Here is a 17,293-nt window from a genome sequence, read left to right as displayed (position 1 = left end):
CATGCAGCGCTTCCAGTGCTATATCGATGGCGAATTTGCAGACGGCGAAGCCCGCTTCGAAAGCATCGACCCGGCGACGGGTGCCGCCTGGGCGGAGATGCCGGAAGCGCGCGAAGCCGATGTCAATCGCGCTGTCGAGGCGGCCCATAGGGCCCTTTCCGCGGGACCGTGGTCCAAGCTGACCGCCACCCAGCGAGGCAAGCTTCTTTACAAGCTTGCCGACCTCGTCGCCGAGAATGCCCAGAAACTGGCCGAACTGGAGACGCGGGACACGGGCAAGATCATCCGCGAGACCTCGGCGCAGATTGCCTATGTCGCGGAATATTATCGCTATTACGCCGGGATCGCCGACAAGATCGAGGGTTCCTATCTGCCGATCGACAAGCCGGACATGGATGTCTGGCTGCGCCGCGAACCGATCGGCGTCGTCGCTATGGTCGTGCCGTGGAACAGCCAGCTGTTCCTGTCGGCGGTGAAGATCGGCCCGGCGCTGGCGGCCGGCTGCACCATGGTAGTGAAGGCCTCGGAAGACGGGCCGGCGCCGGTCCTTGAATTTGCCCGGCTCATCCACGAGGCGGGCTTCCCGGCCGGCGTCGTCAACATCATCACCGGCTTCGGCCCCGCCTGCGGTGCGGCGCTCAGCCGCCATCCGAAGGTCGATCATATCGCCTTTACCGGCGGGCCGGAGACGGCGCGTCATGTGGTACGCAATTCGGCGGAGAACCTCGCCTCGACCTCGCTTGAGCTCGGCGGCAAGTCGCCCTTCATCGTCTTTGCCGATGCTGATCTTGAGAGTGCGGCCAATGCCCAGGTCGCCGGCATCTTCGCGGCGACCGGCCAGAGCTGCGTCGCCGGCTCGCGATTGATCGTCGAGACAAGCGTCAAGGACCGCTTCCTCGACATCCTCAACGCAAAGGCCGAAGCGGTCCGGATCGGCAGCCCTCTCGACATGGCGACCGAGGTCGGGCCACTCGCGACCCGCCGTCAGCGCGATCATATCGAGGCGCTGGTCGAGCGCTCGCTTGCCGCCGGCGCCAAGCTGGTCACGGGCGGCACGGCCCCCGAAGGCGCCGGCTACTATTACCGGCCGACCATTCTCGATTGCGACGGCAGTGCTTCGCCGTCACTTGATGAGGAGTTTTTCGGTCCCGTCCTTTCCGTGCTTTCCTTCGAAACGGAAGCGGAGGCGCTCGAACTCGCCAACAATACCCGCTACGGCCTCGCGGCCGGCCTCTTCACCCGCGACCTCACCCGTGCACACCGCCTGATGAAGGGGATCCGCGCCGGGATCGTCTGGGTCAATACCTACAGGGCGGTTTCGCCGATCGCGCCCTTCGGCGGTTTCGGGCTTTCCGGCCACGGCCGCGAGGGCGGCATGGCGGCCGCGCTCGACTTTACGAGGACGAAGACGGTGTGGCTGAGGACCTCGGACGAGCCGATCCCCGATCCTTTCGTGATGCGGTGACGGCGATGTTCTACGAAATCCGCACCTATCGGCTGAAGAACGGCGCCATCCCCGCCTACCTGAAGGTGGTCGAGGAAGAGGGCATCGCGATCCAGAAGAAGCATCTCGGCGAGCTCGTCGCCTATTTCTTCTCCGAGATCGGGCCGATCAACGAGATCGTGCACATCTGGGCCTATCGGAGCCTCGACGATCGCGAGAGGCGCCGGGCCGCACTCATGGAAGACCCGGCCTGGCGGGCTTTCCTCCCCAAGATACGCGACCTCATAGAAGTCGCGGAGAACAAGATCATGAAGGCGGCGCGCTTTTCGCCGACGGGCGACAGCGTGTCATAGAACAACCAAGCAAAACCGGATCACGGAGCAAGGGAACATGAAGAAGATACTCGCTTTGGCGGCTGCAGCCGCAACCATCGCAACGGCCATGCCGGCAACGGCCGCCGATCTCGTCTTTTCCAGCTGGGGCGGCACGACGCAAGACGCGCAGAAAATCGCCTGGGCAGAGAAATTCACGGAAAAGACCGGCATCAACGTCCTGCAGGACGGGCCGACGGACTATGGCAAGCTGAAGGCGATGGTCGAGGCAGGCTCGGTGACCTGGGATGTCGTCGACGTCGAGGGCGACTATGCGGCGCAGGCCGGCAAGAACGGGCTGCTCGAGAAGCTCGACTTTTCGGTGATCGACAAGACGAAGCTCGACCCGCGCTTCGTCACCGACTATTCGGTCGGCAGCTTCTATTATTCCTTCGTCATCGGCTGCAACAAGGATGCGGTCGAGGCCTGCCCGAAGATCTGGGCCGATCTCTTCGACATCGAGAAGTTCCCCGGCAAGCGCGCCTTCTACAAGTGGTCGGCCCCGGGTGTCATCGAGGCTGCGCTGCTCGCCGACGGCGTCCCGGCCGACAAGCTCTATCCGCTCGATCTCGACCGCGCCTTCAAGAAGCTCGACACGATCAAGCCGGAAATCATCTGGTGGACCGGCGGTGCGCAGTCGCAGCAGCTCCTCGCCTCCGCCGAGGCCCCCTTCGGCAGTCTCTGGAACGGCCGGATGACGGCGCTCGCCCAGAGCGGCATCAATGTCGAGACCTCGTGGGAGCAGAACATTACCGCCGCCGACTCGCTCGTCGTGCCTAAGGGCGCAAAGAACAAGGAAGCCGCGATGCAGTTCATCGCGCTCGCTACCTCGCCTCAGGCGCAAGCCGATCTCGCCAAGGCCACCGGCTATGCGCCCATCAACTTGGATTCTCCCAAGGTGATGGACCCGGAATTGGCGAAGACATTGCCGGATGCGCAGACGGCAAGCCAGGTCAATGCCGACATGACCTACTGGGCAGAGAACCGCGACGCAATCGGCGAGCGCTGGTACGCCTGGCAGGCAGAGTAAATGTAGGAGGCGGGGAGTGCGCAGCCCGTACTCCCCGCCGATCCGGCGCAGGGGCAGGAGGAGGTCCCTCGCGCAGCTGAAATGGGAGACACAGCCATGTTGTCGCGTACCGACGCGAGGGCGGAAGGATCGAAGATCCCTGCACACCGCCTGCGCTTCACCGACTTCGACCTGACCTTGCCGGCGCTCGGCCTGCTGGTCCTGTTCTTCGTCGTGCCGGTCGCCATCCTGTTGGCGCGCAGCGTCTCGGAGCCCGTGCCGGGCCTCGGTAACTATGCCGAACTCTTGGGCTCCTCCACCTATCTCAGGATATTCGCAAATACCTTCATCGTTTCCGGCCTGGTCACGCTCGTATCGCTGCTGATCGGCTTTCCCGTCGCCTGGGCGCTGGCCATCATGCCGAGCCGCCTCGCTTCTGTCGTCTTCGCCATCCTGCTCTTGTCGATGTGGACCAATCTCCTCGCACGCACCTATGCCTGGATGGTGCTGCTGCAGCGCACCGGCGTCGTCAACAAGCTGCTGATCGGCCTGGGCCTGATCGACAAGCCTCTGCCGCTCGTCAACAACCTGACGGGGGTGACGATCGGCATGACCTATATCATGCTGCCCTTCATCATCCTGCCGCTCTATGGCGTCATCCGGAAAATCGATCCGGCCGTTTTGCAGGCGGCGGCGCTTTGCGGCGCCAATCGCTGGCAGGCCCTCGTCCGGGTTCTCCTGCCGCTCGCCATTCCCGGCATGGCGGCCGGCGCTCTGATGGTCTTCGTGATGTCGCTCGGCTACTTCGTCACGCCGGCGCTGCTCGGCGGGACGGCGAACATGATGCTCGCCGAACTCATCGCGCAGTTCGTTCAGTCTCTGGTCAATTGGGGCATGGGCGGTGCAGCGGCCCTGGTGCTGCTGGTCGTCACGCTCGCGCTCTATGCCGTTCAGCTACGCTTCTTCGGCACCGACCGGATGGGAGGGCGTTGACATGCTCCTGAATTTCGACCGACTCGGCCGGTGGAAGCTGGTTCTCCTCGGCATCACATTGCTGACGGCCGCCTTCCTGCTCCTGCCCATCCTGTTCATCGCGGCGCTCTCCTTCGGCTCGTCGCAATGGCTGATCTTTCCGCCGCCCGGCTGGACGCTGAAATGGTATCAGGAACTGTTTGCCGATCCCCGCTGGCTGGAGTCCGCCTGGACGAGCTTCCAGATCGCCATCATCGTCACGGTCCTTTCGGTCCTGGTCGGTCTCGTCACCTCTTTCGGTCTGACGCGCGGCCGCTTCATGTTTCGCGAAGCGCTGAAAGCCCTATTCCTGACGCCGATGATCCTGCCGGTCGTCGTTCTCGCCGTGGCGCTCTACGCGTTCTTCCTGCAGATCGGCCTCAATGGAACGCTGACCGGCTTCGTCATTTCCCATCTGGTGCTGGCGCTGCCCTTCTCGATTCTGTCGATCACCAGTGCACTCGAGGGTTTCGACAAGTCGATCGAAGACGCCGCCGTGCTGTGCGGCGCGTCCCCCTTCGAGGCGAAGATCCGCGTGACGCTACCGGCGATCAGCCACGGCATCTTCTCGGCGGCGATCTTCTCCTTCCTCACCTCCTGGGACGAAGTCGTGGTGGCGATCTTCATGGCGAGCCCCACGCTGCAGACGCTTCCCGTCAAGGTCTGGGCGACGTTGCGGCAGGATCTGACGCCGGTCGTCGCCGCCGCCTCCACCCTCCTCATCCTGCTCACCGTGCTTTTGATGGTGCTCGTCGCCATCGTTCGCAAAGGATTGAAGTCATGAGCAAACCCTTCCTGCAAATCCGCGGCATCCGCAAGGAATATGGACCCGTCACCGCCGTTCAGGACGTCAATCTCGACGTAGCGCAGGGGGAGTTCCTGACATTCCTCGGGCCCTCCGGCTCGGGAAAGAGCACGACGCTCTATATTCTTGCTGGCTTCGAGGATCCGACCCGCGGCGACATCGTGCTGAACGGGGAAACGCTGCTGTCGACGCCGTCGCACAAGCGCAATATCGGCATGGTGTTCCAGCGCTACACGCTGTTTCCGCATCTCACCGTCGGCGAGAACATCGCCTTCCCGCTGAAGGTCAGGCGGCTGCCGAAGGCCGAGATCGATGCCAAGGTGCGCGACATGCTGAAGCTCGTGCGGCTCGAAGGCTTCGAGGACCGCAAGCCGGCACAGATGTCCGGCGGCCAGCAGCAGCGCGTCGCGCTGGCGCGGGCGCTCGCCTATGACCCACCGCTGCTCTTGATGGACGAGCCGCTTTCGGCGCTCGATAAGAAACTGCGCGAGGAGATCCAACACGAGATCCGCCGCATCCACCAGCAGACGGAAGTGACGATCCTCTATGTCACCCATGACCAGGAAGAGGCGCTCAGGCTCTCCGATCGGATCGCCGTGTTTTCAAAGGGGGTGATCGACCAGATCGGCACGGGACCGGAACTCTACGCCAATCCGGCAACCCGCTTCGTCGCCGAGTTCATCGGCGACAGCGATTTCCTGCCCTGCGATCTGGTGACGGCGGCAAACGGCAAAGCGGAGATCGCGCTCGCCGGCACGACAGTTATCCCGAACGTACCGGTGCATGGCAAGCCGGTTGCCGGCGGCAAGGCGGCGCTTATGCTGCGGCCGGAACGCTTGCGCCTGATGCGATCGGCGCCGGGTGGCGCGACGGCTCTGCCCGTCACGGTCAGCGACATCACCTTTCTCGGCAACAACATCCATGTCGCGACCGAGACCGCCAGGGGCGACGCGCTGGCCGTTCGCCTTCCCTTCGGTCACGAGGCGATTTCCAGCCTCAGCCGCGGCGACAGCGTCTGGCTCGGCTTCGACCCGGCGACGGCGCACGTCTTCTGCTGAAGCGGCGTACGGTTCGGAAAAGCGGTGATAAATCCCAGGTTGGCGCCTGCTTTGCTAATCTTCAGAGAGTTCTTCCGCTGTTGCTGCGACAGGTGCATTGCCCAAGGAATTATCCGCATATTTGAAAGCAAGTATGCTGATGACCGAGGCGATGATTACGAACAGGACGAGACGCATGAAGGTTTCCCGGGGATCGTTGCATTGGCTAGCAACTCACCCGGAGACCTCGTTGTTCCAGCGCGAAGGATGCCTCACCGGTAGTTGGTGGGAACCAGTGCCGCCCTGGCCGGCGGCGTCTCCAACTCCGCTCGGTCGACAGCAAGGATGCTCATCACGAGAGAGACGAGGACGAGTATCAGCGCCATGAATGCGATGCCTGCCTTATCCATCCCCCATCATGATCGCGGGAATGCGAGCAAAACGGGGCGCCGGCGGCCAAGAATTCAACCAGTGCGCATCATGGTTAATTTCGTCTGAAGAGAGGGGCTTTTTTAGTTTCGCGCCAGCTCCGGGCGGCACTGTTACCCCGCCCTCGCGCCTTGCTGTTCCGCGAGCAGCGCCTCGGCGATTGCCGCCGCATTCTTGACATGCACATTTGCCGCCTCATAGGCCGCCGCGCCGTCGCCGGCCTTGATCGCGTCGATGATCTTCTGCATCTGGGCCGGACCCTGCTTGTCGCGGTCGGGCGTCTTGATCGTCATGGAGCGCAGGTGATTGATCCTCGCGGTGATCGAATTGACGATTCCCCAGGCGACATGGCGGCCGGAATTCTCGAACAGGGTGCGGTAGAAATCCGTCGTGGCGCTGAGAACCGCCGCGAGCTCGTTGGCGGCATAGGCGGCCCGGATGCGGGCAAGGATGCGCTCGAGCTCGGCCACGACCGCGGGGTCCTTTTGTGTGGCGCAGGCCTTAGCGGCGATGCCTTCGAGCACGCCGCGGATCTCGTAGATCTGCCGGGCCTCCTCCGGGGTTGTCTCGGCGACGATCGGGCCGCGGTTCGGTTGGATGGCGACGAGGCCTTCGGATTCCAGGTGCCGCAGCACCTCGCGGACGATCGTCCGGCTGACGCCGAGCTGGTCGCAGAGATCGCGTTCGACAAGCCGTTCGCCGGCCCTGAAGTGCATGTTGACGATAGCGTCGCGCATCTTTTCCAGGGCAAGCTCGCGAAGGGTCTTCTCCGGACGGAGCACTCGCATCGGCTGTTCAGACGCGCTCATGGGGCCGTTCCCTTTCCGCCAGCACCTGTGGCAAATGCGCGATCTCGATCCGGTCCTGGCGGTTACGTCCGAGCCGCATATTATGGGATACCATAATATCACTGGAGAAGGCGTCTGTCAGCAGGATACGCGTCGACATGCGCTGCGTCTAAAGTTGTCTGCCGGCCGGAAGGGATAGTCACGAAAATGCCGCAGTTAACCCTGGGTGGCCCCGGTGGAAAGCGACTCGATGAGCGCGGTGATGTAGCCATAGCAGAAGGCGAAGGCAACGCCGGTCGGGTCGCGGCCGCTGATCGTCGGCACGTGGTCGGGCATCACCATGTATTGGTATCCCACCTCGTGATAGATCTTCAGCGAGCGCACCATGTCCATGTCGCCCTCGTCGGGGAAGGTTTCCATGAAGGAAAGCTTGCCGCCGCGGATGTTGCGGAAGTGCAGATTGAAGATCTTGCCGCGCGTGCCGAACCAGCGGATGATCTCGTCGATCTCCCCGCGCGGATTGTCGAGCATCTCGCCGATCGAGCCCTGGCAGAAGTTCAGGCCGTGATAGGGGCTCTCATGCATCTGCACGAATTTCTTGAGCCCCTCGACCGTGCCCAACACGCGCGTGACGCCGCGATAGCCGGGCGGCGCATAGGGATCGTGCGGATGGCAGGCGATGCGTACCCGATTGCTGGTCGCAACCGGCACGACGCGTTCCAGGAAATAGTCGATGCGCTCCCAGTTCTCGTCCTCCGACAGAACGCCGGCCAAGCCCGGCGCGGCGTTCTGGTCGATCCGATCCCAGCGAAACGCCTCGTTCATCGAACCGCCGCGGCCGCGTTCCATTTCGCTGCGGGGAATGCCGATCAGGTTCAGATTGTACTTGGCCGCCGGAATGCCGGCGCGGGCGCAGTTCTCGATCATTCGGCAGACAGCATCGATCTGCCGATCGCGTTCCGGGCCGGCCAGCAGGATATCCGGAAAGGAAGCTTTCTCGATCGGCTTCGAGGGCAGGGGAAGCTGGATCATGTCGAGTACCAGGCCGAAACTCTCGACATGGTCGCGATGCCGTTCCAGATCCTCGAGCGTCCAGCCTGCCGGATCGCCCGGCGGATCGGCGGAGATGTTTTTGACACCAAGCTGGGCGTAGACCCGGTAATCCTCGTCGTCGCGCGCCGCGACCTGCGTTCCTACATACACGGAGAGGCTCCTTCCCGAACTTATCCAATGTCGTATGACATAATATGAATTCTTTGGAGATGTCGAGCGATTAGTGCTCGGCGAGCCGGCGATAGCGGCGCTGGCTGGCGATGATGTGCTTGCGCATCGCCTGCCTGGCGCGTTCCGGATCCTGGTCGGCAATGGCTGCGAGGATGTCGGCATGTTCCGCCTGGACGCCGAGCAGATAGGCCTTGTCGGCCGCCTCGGGCAACGTCGTGAACTGGCTGCGGGGAATGGCACGCGGCCCGAACTGGCGCATCACATCGAGGTAAAAGCGGTTGTTGGTCGCCGCGGCGATGGCCATGTGGAACTCGAAATCGGCCTCGACCGTCGGCTTCCCCTCTTCGATCAGCTGCGCCATCTTTCTGTTGGCGACGCTAATCGCCGCTTCCTGCTCGGCGGTCCTGCGATATGCGGCAATCGCCGCGGCTTCGCTCTCGCAGGCCAGCCGGAACTCAAGGAGCTCGAGCGTTTCCGGGATGCTCCTGATTTCGACCGGAGTGAGCGCGAAGCGCCGGCTTGCTTTCGGGTCGCTGACAAAGACGCCCTTGCCCTGAATGGGGCGGACGTAGCCTGCGGCGCGCAGGTCGGCGATCGCCTCGCGGACCACCGTGCGGCTCACCCCGAAGCTCGCCTCCAATTGCGGCTCGGTCGGCAATTGGTCACCCTCCTTCAGCCTGCCGGCCTCGATCTGCCGGCGCAGTTCGTCGATTACCCGTTGCGCCAGTCTCTGTCGTCCGCCCGTCATTTATCCCTCATCAGAGTCCGTTGCTTTCACGGTCTCGCCCGGAAAGCTCTTGCCAACGCCGCCGAATGTCGCTAATTCATACTATGATATACGGACGACGTAATATGTCTCCTATGATAGGTCAGGGAGGAGTTTCAATGAAGCATTTTTCGAAGGGCCTCATCGCAGGGGCCGCGGCAATCGTTCTGAGCTTTTCTGCGCCCGGCGCAAACGCCGCTACTCCCGACGACCAATTGGTCATTGGCACCTCTCTCGCCCAGGTTCTGTCGCTCGATCCGCAACAGGCGACCGAGGCGAAGGCGATCGAGATCATGTCCAATCTTTACGACCGGCTGGTGAAGACGGAAAACCGCAAGATCGCGCCGCAGCTCGCCGAAAGCTGGGAGATCGACGACAAGGGCATCACCTTCCATCTGCGCGAAGCGACCTTCGCCTCCGGCAATCCGGTCACCGCCGACGACGTCGTCTATTCGCTCGCTCGGCTGCTCAAGCTCGATCAGGCCTCGGCTGCCAATTTCAAGCGCATCGGTTATATGGCCGACAATGTCGACAAGCTTGTCAGGGCAGTGGATCCGAAAACGGTGCGCATCGACCTTTCCGGCGAAACCACGGCGGAGCTGCTGCTCTACCGGCTGGCAATGTGCGTCGCGAGCGTCGTCGACAGCGTCGAGGTCAAGAAGCACGTGCAGGACAATGACTACGGCAATGCCTGGCTGCGCACCAATTCGGCAGGCTCCGGCCCCTTCACGCTGAAGCGCTGGACGCCCAACGAGATGGTCATCATCGAGGCGAACGACGCGTATGCCGGCGGCGCTCCGCACATGCGTCGTGTCATCGTGCGGCACGTGCCGGAAAGCCAGGTGGCGCGCCTGATGCTCGAGCGCAACGACATCGATATCGCCAGCGCGCTGAGCGCGGCGGACCTGAAGACCTTCGGGGACCAGCAAGGTTTCGAGGTCCAGCGGGTGCCGACCGGCGGCTTCTATGTTCTGTCGATGAATGCCGGCAACCAATATCTCGCCAATCCCAAGGTGCGCGAGGCGATCGCCTACAGCATCGACTACAAGGGCATCGAGCAGACGATCATGGGCCCCTATGGCCGGGTCCGCAACGTGCCGGTGCCGGAGGATTACGAGTATGCCATTGCCAATCCGGACTGGCACTTCGACGCGGCGAAGGCCAAGGCGCTGCTGGCGGAAGCGGGGTATCCCAACGGCTTTTCGCTGACGCTGAAGACCATCGCGCAGACGCCGCGCATCGACCTGGCGACTGCCATCCAGGGTTCGCTCGGCCAGGTCGGGATCAAGGTCGACATCCAGCAGGGCAACGGCTCGGACATCATTGCCGATCACCGGGCGCGCAATTTCGACCTGCTCATCCCCCAGACCGGCGCCTACATGCCGAACGTCCTCGGCTCCATGGAACAGTTCTCCAGTAATCCTGACAATTCCAAGGAGGCGAACAATGCCGGCAACTTCGTCTGGCGCTCGGCCTGGGACATTCCGGAACTGACGGCGCTGACCGCCAAGGCTTCGCTCGAGCCGGACGCGAAGAAGCGGGGCGAGATCTATGTCGAGATGCAGGAAAAATTCGTCGAGCAGAAGCCCGCCGTGCTGCCGCTTTTCGAACGCTTCGAGCCGATCGTCGTCAATGCGCGCGTCAAGGACTATGTCAGTCATCCCAATCAGCTGACGCGGCTCGAAGGCGTCACCAAGGCGTCCGACTAGGGGCGGCGTCGGGACACGGCCATGAAGGAACTCACCGCAATCGAGCTGGCACGGCGCGTCCTCCATCTCGTCATCAGCCTGTTCATTCTGCTCTCGGTCACCTTCGTCATCGGCCGTGTCCTGCCGGCCGATCCGGTCGGCGCCATTGTCGGCGAGCTGGCGGATCCGGCCGCCTACGAGGCGATGCGGGCGCGGCTCGGCCTCGACCTGCCGATCTACCAGCAGTTCTTCATCTATCTGCAGGGCCTGTTCCGGGGCGATTTCGGCCAAGCCATCCTCACCGGCAACTCGGTCGCCAGCGACATGCTGCAGGCCTTCCCGGCAACCTTCGAGCTGGCGACGCTGGCGATCATCATTTCGGCCGTCGTCGGCGTTCCGCTGGGCCTCGCGGCCGCACTGTTCCGCGACAGCTTCATCGACAAGTTCGCCCGCGTCGTGGCTCTGGTCGGCCACTCCATCCCAGTCTTCTGGTTTGGCATCGTCGGGCTGGTGATCTTCTATGCGGCGCTCGACTGGGTCGGCGGACCGGGGCGGATCGACGTCTTCTATGAGGGCATGGTCGAGCCGGTGACCGGCATGCTGCTCGTCGACAGCCTCCTTGCCGGAGAAACCGAGATTTTCTGGAACGCGCTGTCGCACATCATCCTGCCGGCCGCCATCCTCGCCTATATGGCAATGGCCTATATCACCCGCATGACGCGCAGCTTCACCCTGGAACAGTTGAGCCAGGACTACGTGATTGCGGCCCGTGCCAAGGGTGCGGGGCCGGCCCGCACGGTCACCCATCACGTCCTGCCGAACATCGCCGTGCAGTTGATCACGGTGCTTGCGATTTCCTACGGCAATCTGCTCGAAGGAGCGGTGGTGACCGAGATCGTCTTCTCCTGGCCGGGCATCGGCCAATACATGACGAACGCCCTGATGATCGGCGACATGAATGCGGTGCTCGCGGCAACCATCATCGTCGGCTTCGTGTTCATGCTGCTCAACTTCATTGCGGACATTGCCTATGCGATCCTCGATCCACGGACCCGGGAGGCGGTATGATGAGTGACGCGATCCGGACCGATTCAGAAATGCTGCAGTCGCCAGGTCTCACGGAGCGCATGCTTTCGGCGCTCCGCCGCGCGGCCGGCAAGCTTGCCGAGGAGCCGCTCGGTCTGGCTGGCTTCGCGATCATCGGCCTACTCCTGCTGGTGGCCGCCTTCGCGCCGCTGATCGCCCCATATGACCCCACCGCCCAATCGCTGTCGAACGCGCTGCAGCCGCCAAGCCTTGCGCATCTCGCCGGGACCGACGAGTTCGGGCGCGATATCTTCAGCCGGCTCCTCTATGGTTCGCGCATCACCATCCAGACGATCTTCTTCGTTTCGATCATCGTCGGCCCGATCGGGCTCGTTATCGGCGTCGTCTCCGGCTTCTTCGGCGGGCGTACCGACGCGATCCTGATGCGCGCCACCGACATCGTGCTTTCCTTCCCGTCGCTGATCCTGGCGCTCGCCTTCGCGGCGGCGCTCGGTGCCAGCCTGTCGACCGCGATCATCGCGATTTCACTGACTGCTTGGCCGCCGATCGCCCGGCTCGCCCGGGCTGAGGCGCTGGTGGTTCGCAATGCCGACTATGTGGCGGCCGCACGGCTCTACGGGGCGAGCCGGCTTCGCGTCCTCTTCCTCTACATCGCCCCGATGTGCATCCCCTCGGTCATCGTCCGCCTGACGCTCGACATGGCCGGCATCATCCTGACGGCCGCGTCGCTCGGCTTCCTCGGCCTCGCCGCCCAGCCGCCGGCGCCCGAATGGGGCGCGATGATCTCGAGCGGCCGCAAGTTCATGCTCGATTTCTGGTGGGTGGCGGTGATGCCGGGGATTGCCATCCTCCTGACCAGCCTCGCCTTCAACATCGTTGGAGATACGCTCCGCGACATCATGGACCCACGCCATGCCCGATCGTGACGCTTCGCCAATCCTCTCCATACGCGACCTGAACGTCCGCTTCGGCCGAGACGCGATCGCCGCTGTCACCGAAATCAGCTTCGACATCGGCCGCGAGCGCGTCGGTATCGTCGGCGAATCCGGCTCCGGCAAGTCGACGACCGGCCGGGCGATCATGCGGCTGCTGCCGCCGAAGGCCGGTGTCACCGCGAAGACCATGACCTTCTGCGGCGAGGAGCTGCTTGGCAAGACGGAGCGGCAGATGGACCGCTTGCGGGGACAGGAGATGGCGCTGATCATGCAGGACCCGCGCTATTCGCTGAACCCCGTCCTGTCGATCGGCAAGCAGATCGCCGAATCCGCCCGGCTGCATCTCGGTCTCAAGGGCAAGGACGCTCTCAAGGCCGCGCGCGACATGCTGGTCCGGGTGCGGATCAGCGATCCGGACCGCGTGATGGGGCAATATCCACACCAGGTCTCAGGCGGCATGGGACAGCGCGTGATGATCGCCATGATGCTGATCGCCCGGCCGAAACTCGTGATCGCCGACGAACCGACCTCGGCCCTGGATGTTAGCGTCCGCAAGGACGTCCTGCTGCTGCTCGACGAGCTGGTGCGCGAGAACAATTCCGGTCTCATCCTCATCAGCCACGACATCCGGATGGTGGCGAGCTTCTGCGACAGGATCATCATCATGTATCGCGGTCGGATCGTCGAGGAACTGACCGGCCTCGGCGAGGCGCAGCATCCCTATACGCGGGCCCTCATCGCCGCGATGCCGGACGCGCGCCATCCGGTACGGCGGCTTGCCGTCATGGACCGTCAGGCGCTCGAAAACATCGGCGGGAGGGTGGCGTGATCAGGGTCGAGAAACTCGATGTGGCCTTCGGCCATGGCCAGAGCCGCCACCACGTCGTGCGCGACGTCAGTTTTTCTGTGGAGCGGGGCGAGACGCTCGGCATCGTCGGCGAGTCCGGCTGCGGCAAGTCCACGCTGTTACGCTCGCTGGCGGGCCTCGAGGGCGGCTGGACGGGGCGCATCTGGTTCGACGGGCGCGAAGTCGGAAATTTTCGAGGGCGCGAGGAGCTCAAGCTGGCGCAAATGGTGTTCCAGGACCCGTATGGTTCGCTCCACCCGCGCCACCGGATCGGCACGGCGCTGGCCGAACCCGTGAAAGCGATGGGCCATCGCGACGATCGGGAGCGGGTGCTGCGGGCCCTGCGGCAGGTGGGCCTCCCCGCCGATTTCGCCAACCGTTTCCCGCATGAGCTCTCGGGCGGCCAGCGGCAGCGCGTGGCGATCGCCCGCGCCCTGATCCTGTCTCCGCCGATCCTGCTGTTCGACGAGCCGACATCGGCGCTTGACGTGTCGATCCAGGCCGAGGTCCTCAACCTCTTGGCGGACCAGCGCGACGAGCGGAACCTGACATTCGTGCTGGTCAGCCATGATCTCGCCGTCGTTGCCCATATGTGCGATCGGGTTCTGGTGATGAAGAACGGAACTTTCGTCGACCAGTTGACGAAAAACGACCTGCAGCGCGGCGTCGCCCATGATGCCTATGCGCGCGAGCTGTTCGACGCGAGCTTCATGCAGCCGGAACAAGGCTCCTGATGCTGGTAACGAGCTCGGTCCCGTCGAATGGCTTGCTGAGGCGCGGCAGCGCACGGAACCGCTCCGGCAGATCCGATGGCGCATAGCCGGTCAGCAGCAGGACCGGCACCTGGCGTTCAAGCAGTTCGTCGACGAGCGGGTAGACGAGCTCGCCGCGCAAGTTCAGGTCCAGCGTCGCTACGTCGAAACTCTCGGCGCGCGAGGCCGCGATCGACGTGCTGAGGCTGGTGAAAGGCCCAACCACCAGATAGCCGGCCGTAATAAGATCGTCCTCGATTTGTAATGCTACCAGAAATTCATCTTCGACAACGAAGACCCGATATGGCTGCGTGGCTGTCATGGGGAGGGTTCGCGAGGGTAGGGAATGTCGATCATGCAGACGAGGCCTTGCGGCGCGAATTGGAGCTTGACTTCGCCGCCGAGGTCGGAGGCCAAGACGCGTTCCAGCAGCAAGCGGCCGAAACCGTTGCGCTTGGGGGCGAGGACGGCCGGGCCGCCCGATTCGCTCCAGCGAATATGGAGCCGATCGGTTTCCCGGTCTGCGGACCATTCGATGCCGACGCCGCCGGTTTTAACCGAAAGCGCACCATGTTTCGCGGCGTTGGTGGCAAGTTCGTGGGCCGCCATGCCGAGCGTTAGTGCGTACTTAGGCGGCAGCATCATCGGCGGTCCGGAGAGCGTCACGTTGTTCCTGCCGTCGTCGTGATAGGGGGCCAGTTCGTCCAACAGCACGGTTTCCAGCGAGACCCCCGACCAGCTTGCTTCGGCCAGACGTGTATGGGTTTGGGCGAGCGCCCTGATGCGGGCGTCGAACGAGCGATGCGCCTCGTGGATATCGGGGCTGACCGAAAAGGACTGGCGCGCGATCGAGCTTACGATTGCAAGCGTGTTCTTGACCCGGTGGCTGAGCTCGGCGACGAGAAGGTTGCGTTGGGCTTCGGCTTCCTTACGCTCGGTGATGTCCATGCAAACGCCGGCGAGCTTGCCTGGCTTCGCGGCACCTTGAGGCGAGAACTGCCCGAACGCCTCCATCCAGCGGATCCTCCCGTCGGGGAGCCTGATCCGGTAGACGACGTGATAATCCTCGCGCGTCTCCATCGCCCTGGCGATTTCCAGCTCGACAAGGAGGAGATCGTCGGGATGGATGTCGCGCTTGAAATCCTCAAACGTGCCGCCGAATGTTCCCGGTTCGAGCTGATGAAGCGCCTCGAGGCCCGGCGACCATATGACCTTGCCGGTGGCGATATTCCATTCCCAGGCGCCCATCCGTCCGGCGCCGAGAGCGATCTGCAGCCGTCGTTCGCTCTCCTGCAGCGCTTCTTCGGCCTGCTTGCGCGCGGTGATGTCCACCGATGCGGCCACGGCGCCGACCACCTCGCCGGCGGTGTCGCGCAGCGGCGTCGCGTTGCCAAAGAGGTAACGGGACGTCCCGTCCTCGAAGCGGATTTCTTCCTCGAAGTTCGGCACCACCTCGCCGCGCGCCGCACGCTGCACCGGGAGCTCCTCGGGCGACAGCAACTTTCCCAGCGAGAAGACGCGGAAGTTGTCAGGTCGCTCGCCCGTCGGGGCCGAGAGCGACAGGTTGCTGTCGGGTGCTTGACGGAGAAGCTCATAGGCGGCTCGGTTGCCGCTGATGACACGGCAATCGGGCGCACGCGCGATCCAGATCGACGCGGGCACCGCCTCCATGATGGCCATCAACTCGGCCGCGCGCGCCCTCTCGCTCGCCTCGTTGCGCCGCAGCTGCTCTTCGGCTAGACGCCGCGCCTCGTCGGCGCGCATGCGCTGGATGCTGAAGCCGAGCTGGCGGGCGATCGTCAATGCGACGTCGACCTCATTGTCGGTGAAAGCATGCGGCTGGTCATAATAGGTCATGAACTTGCCGATGAGCCTGCCGTCGGCGACGAGCGGTATGAAGCCGAGCGCATGGATACCTTCCGCCTCGATGACCGGCCGAAGGGTCGCAACCGCCTCGGCTTGCGCAACATCCTCGAGGAAGATTGGCTGCGGATCCCGCTCATCGCCGGTCCAGGGAGAATGGCCGTCCACCGCGGTCCGATATTCTGACGAGAGGCCGCGCCAGGCGACGAAGTGCATCTTTGCGGAACTGTCGGTTGCTGAACTGTCGAAAATCAGAATGGAGGCCCGATGGCAGCAGAGCGCGCCCTGGATGGCATCGAGCGCGGCCTCGTAGACCTCCGAGATGTCCTGGGCCCGGTGCAGCCGCTCGGTCAGGCGGTAAAGCGCGCCCTGTTCGCGCAGGCGAGCGGCCAGCGCCGCGGCGCTCCGCCTTTGTTCGGTGATGTCGCGGGCGATCTTGGACGCACCGATAATGCGGCCGTACGCGTCTCGGACCGGCGAGACGGTCAGCGAAATATCGATGAGCCTGCCGTCCTTGCGCCGGCGGGTCGTCTGGTAGTGATCGATCCGCTCGCCGCTACGGATGCGCCTGAGGATGTTGGGCTCCTCATTCTCATAGCCGGGCGGCATGAGTATGGTGATCGATCCGCCCACCACCTCGTCGGCCAGATATCCGAACAAACGCTCGGCGCCCTTGTTCCAGCTCGTTATGATGCCGTTCAGATCCTTGGCGACGATGGCGTCGTCGGAGGATTCGACGATGGCAGCCAGATAGCGCGAATCCTTCTCCGCGCTTTTGCGTTCGGTAATGTCGACGAGCAGATTGACGGCGCCGGCAAGTTCACCGGACTCGTCGAAGATCGGCGTGGGATGCGGGAGGAGCAATGCGGTCGAACCGTCCGGTCGAACCGCCACCAGTTCCTGCCCGCGGATCGGCTGGCGCCCTTTCAGCGCCATCGCCATTGGGCATTCGTCGTGCGGCAAGTGCGTGCCGTCTGGGTGACGAAGCTTCCAACTGACGCACCAGCGGTCCTGGCCGAGCTCCGGTTTTCGCCCCGCGAGGCTGGCTGCGGCCGGGTTGCAGTAGGTGATGAAGCCGTCTGCATCCGTGATGTAAACTGCAACGGCAAGCGCATCGAGTGCCGCTCGAAAATCTGGTGACCCCAACACACTCAGATCGCCCAAATCGAATTTGGGCAGAGTCTCCGCACTGCACATCTGTTCCCTCCGCACGCCGCATAACGCCGGACAACGCCGCTGATCGGAGCTTTGTTCCGAAGCGCCCCAAAAGTGGTAGG

The 17,293-nt window shown here is 63.6% G+C and carries 17 protein-coding genes; 11 read left to right on the top strand and 6 right to left on the bottom strand.

Annotated elements, in window-relative coordinates; translation table 11 throughout:
* Position 1 precedes the first annotated feature (1 nt).
* The 6 genes from CO664_RS12545 (at position 2) to CO664_RS12520 (ending at position 5,698) form a co-directional block, all read left to right on the top strand.
* Positions 2–1,465, top strand: coding sequence for an aldehyde dehydrogenase (locus CO664_RS12545; protein ID WP_097538938.1), 1,464 nt, complete (start codon positions 2–4; stop codon positions 1,463–1,465).
* A 5-nt stretch (positions 1,466–1,470) separates the two neighbouring features.
* Positions 1,471–1,797, top strand: a complete 327-nt coding sequence (locus CO664_RS12540) for an NIPSNAP family protein (protein WP_097538937.1) — start codon at positions 1,471–1,473, stop codon at positions 1,795–1,797.
* 37 nt (positions 1,798–1,834) lie between these two features.
* Positions 1,835–2,845, top strand: coding sequence for an ABC transporter substrate-binding protein (locus CO664_RS12535; RefSeq protein ID WP_097538936.1), 1,011 nt, complete (start codon positions 1,835–1,837; stop codon positions 2,843–2,845).
* A gap of 96 nt (positions 2,846–2,941) precedes the next feature.
* On the top strand, positions 2,942–3,817 hold the full coding sequence (locus CO664_RS12530; RefSeq protein WP_097538935.1) for an ABC transporter permease: 876 nt from the start codon (positions 2,942–2,944) through the stop codon (positions 3,815–3,817).
* 1 nt (position 3,818) lies between these two features.
* Complete coding sequence (locus CO664_RS12525; RefSeq protein ID WP_097538934.1) at positions 3,819–4,619, top strand: ABC transporter permease; 801 nt, start codon at positions 3,819–3,821, stop codon at positions 4,617–4,619.
* Positions 4,616–5,698 carry an ABC transporter ATP-binding protein gene (locus CO664_RS12520; protein ID WP_097524702.1) on the top strand — a complete coding sequence of 361 codons (1,083 nt, stop codon included), beginning with the start codon at positions 4,616–4,618 and terminating at the stop codon, positions 5,696–5,698. The genes CO664_RS12525 and CO664_RS12520 overlap by 4 nt, the downstream gene beginning before the upstream one ends.
* Before the next feature lie 54 nt (positions 5,699–5,752).
* Here CO664_RS12520 and CO664_RS31575 read toward each other — a convergent pair whose 3' ends face one another.
* From CO664_RS31575 to CO664_RS12500, 4 genes are all read right to left on the bottom strand, one after another.
* Positions 5,753–5,875 (bottom strand): hypothetical protein, encoded by a 123-nt coding sequence (locus tag CO664_RS31575; protein WP_272938880.1) that lies wholly within the window; start codon positions 5,873–5,875, stop codon positions 5,753–5,755.
* A 344-nt stretch (positions 5,876–6,219) separates the two neighbouring features.
* The gene (locus CO664_RS12510) at positions 6,220–6,915 is read right to left on the bottom strand and encodes a GntR family transcriptional regulator (protein WP_037425666.1); all 696 of its coding nucleotides are present in this window, start codon (positions 6,913–6,915) and stop codon (positions 6,220–6,222) included.
* 195 nt (positions 6,916–7,110) lie between these two features.
* Positions 7,111–8,097 (bottom strand): mannonate dehydratase, encoded by a 987-nt coding sequence (locus CO664_RS12505; protein ID WP_097538933.1) that lies wholly within the window; start codon positions 8,095–8,097, stop codon positions 7,111–7,113.
* Positions 8,098–8,167: 70 nt separating this feature from the next.
* Positions 8,168–8,866 carry a FadR/GntR family transcriptional regulator gene (locus CO664_RS12500; RefSeq protein ID WP_097538932.1) on the bottom strand — a complete coding sequence of 233 codons (699 nt, stop codon included), beginning with the start codon at positions 8,864–8,866 and terminating at the stop codon, positions 8,168–8,170.
* 137 nt (positions 8,867–9,003) lie between these two features.
* On the opposite strand from CO664_RS12500, the gene CO664_RS12495 reads away from it, so the two are divergent.
* The 5 genes from CO664_RS12495 to CO664_RS12475 are packed head-to-tail and all read left to right on the top strand — an operon-like array spanning position 9,004 to position 14,135.
* Positions 9,004–10,593, top strand: coding sequence for an ABC transporter substrate-binding protein (locus CO664_RS12495; RefSeq protein WP_097538931.1), 1,590 nt, complete (start codon positions 9,004–9,006; stop codon positions 10,591–10,593).
* Between the two features lie 21 nt (positions 10,594–10,614).
* Positions 10,615–11,640 (top strand): ABC transporter permease, encoded by a 1,026-nt coding sequence (locus CO664_RS12490; RefSeq protein ID WP_097538930.1) that lies wholly within the window; start codon positions 10,615–10,617, stop codon positions 11,638–11,640.
* The gene (locus CO664_RS12485) at positions 11,640–12,545 is read left to right on the top strand and encodes an ABC transporter permease (RefSeq protein ID WP_097538929.1); all 906 of its coding nucleotides are present in this window, start codon (positions 11,640–11,642) and stop codon (positions 12,543–12,545) included. The genes CO664_RS12490 and CO664_RS12485 overlap by 1 nt, the downstream gene beginning before the upstream one ends.
* A complete protein-coding gene (locus tag CO664_RS12480; protein ID WP_097538928.1) occupies positions 12,532–13,383 on the top strand; it encodes an ABC transporter ATP-binding protein in 852 nt (283 codons plus the stop codon). The genes CO664_RS12485 and CO664_RS12480 overlap by 14 nt, the downstream gene beginning before the upstream one ends.
* Positions 13,380–14,135 (top strand): ABC transporter ATP-binding protein, encoded by a 756-nt coding sequence (locus CO664_RS12475; RefSeq protein ID WP_097538927.1) that lies wholly within the window; start codon positions 13,380–13,382, stop codon positions 14,133–14,135. The genes CO664_RS12480 and CO664_RS12475 overlap by 4 nt, the downstream gene beginning before the upstream one ends.
* On the opposite strand, the gene CO664_RS12470 is transcribed toward CO664_RS12475, so the two are convergent.
* Together CO664_RS12470 and CO664_RS12465 are read right to left on the bottom strand one after the other, a co-directional pair.
* Positions 14,110–14,475, bottom strand: coding sequence for a response regulator (locus tag CO664_RS12470; RefSeq protein WP_097538926.1), 366 nt, complete (start codon positions 14,473–14,475; stop codon positions 14,110–14,112). The genes CO664_RS12475 and CO664_RS12470 overlap by 26 nt on opposite strands.
* Positions 14,472–17,213, bottom strand: coding sequence for a PAS domain S-box protein (locus CO664_RS12465; RefSeq protein WP_097538925.1), 2,742 nt, complete (start codon positions 17,211–17,213; stop codon positions 14,472–14,474). Before CO664_RS12465 ends, CO664_RS12470 begins: the two co-directional genes overlap by 4 nt.
* Positions 17,214–17,293 lie beyond the last annotated feature (80 nt).

This window comes from Sinorhizobium sp. NG07B, assembly GCF_002532005.1.
Lineage (GTDB): Bacteria > Pseudomonadota > Alphaproteobacteria > Rhizobiales > Rhizobiaceae > Sinorhizobium > Sinorhizobium fredii_C.
This window is presented reverse-complemented; position numbering and strand designations above follow the sequence as displayed.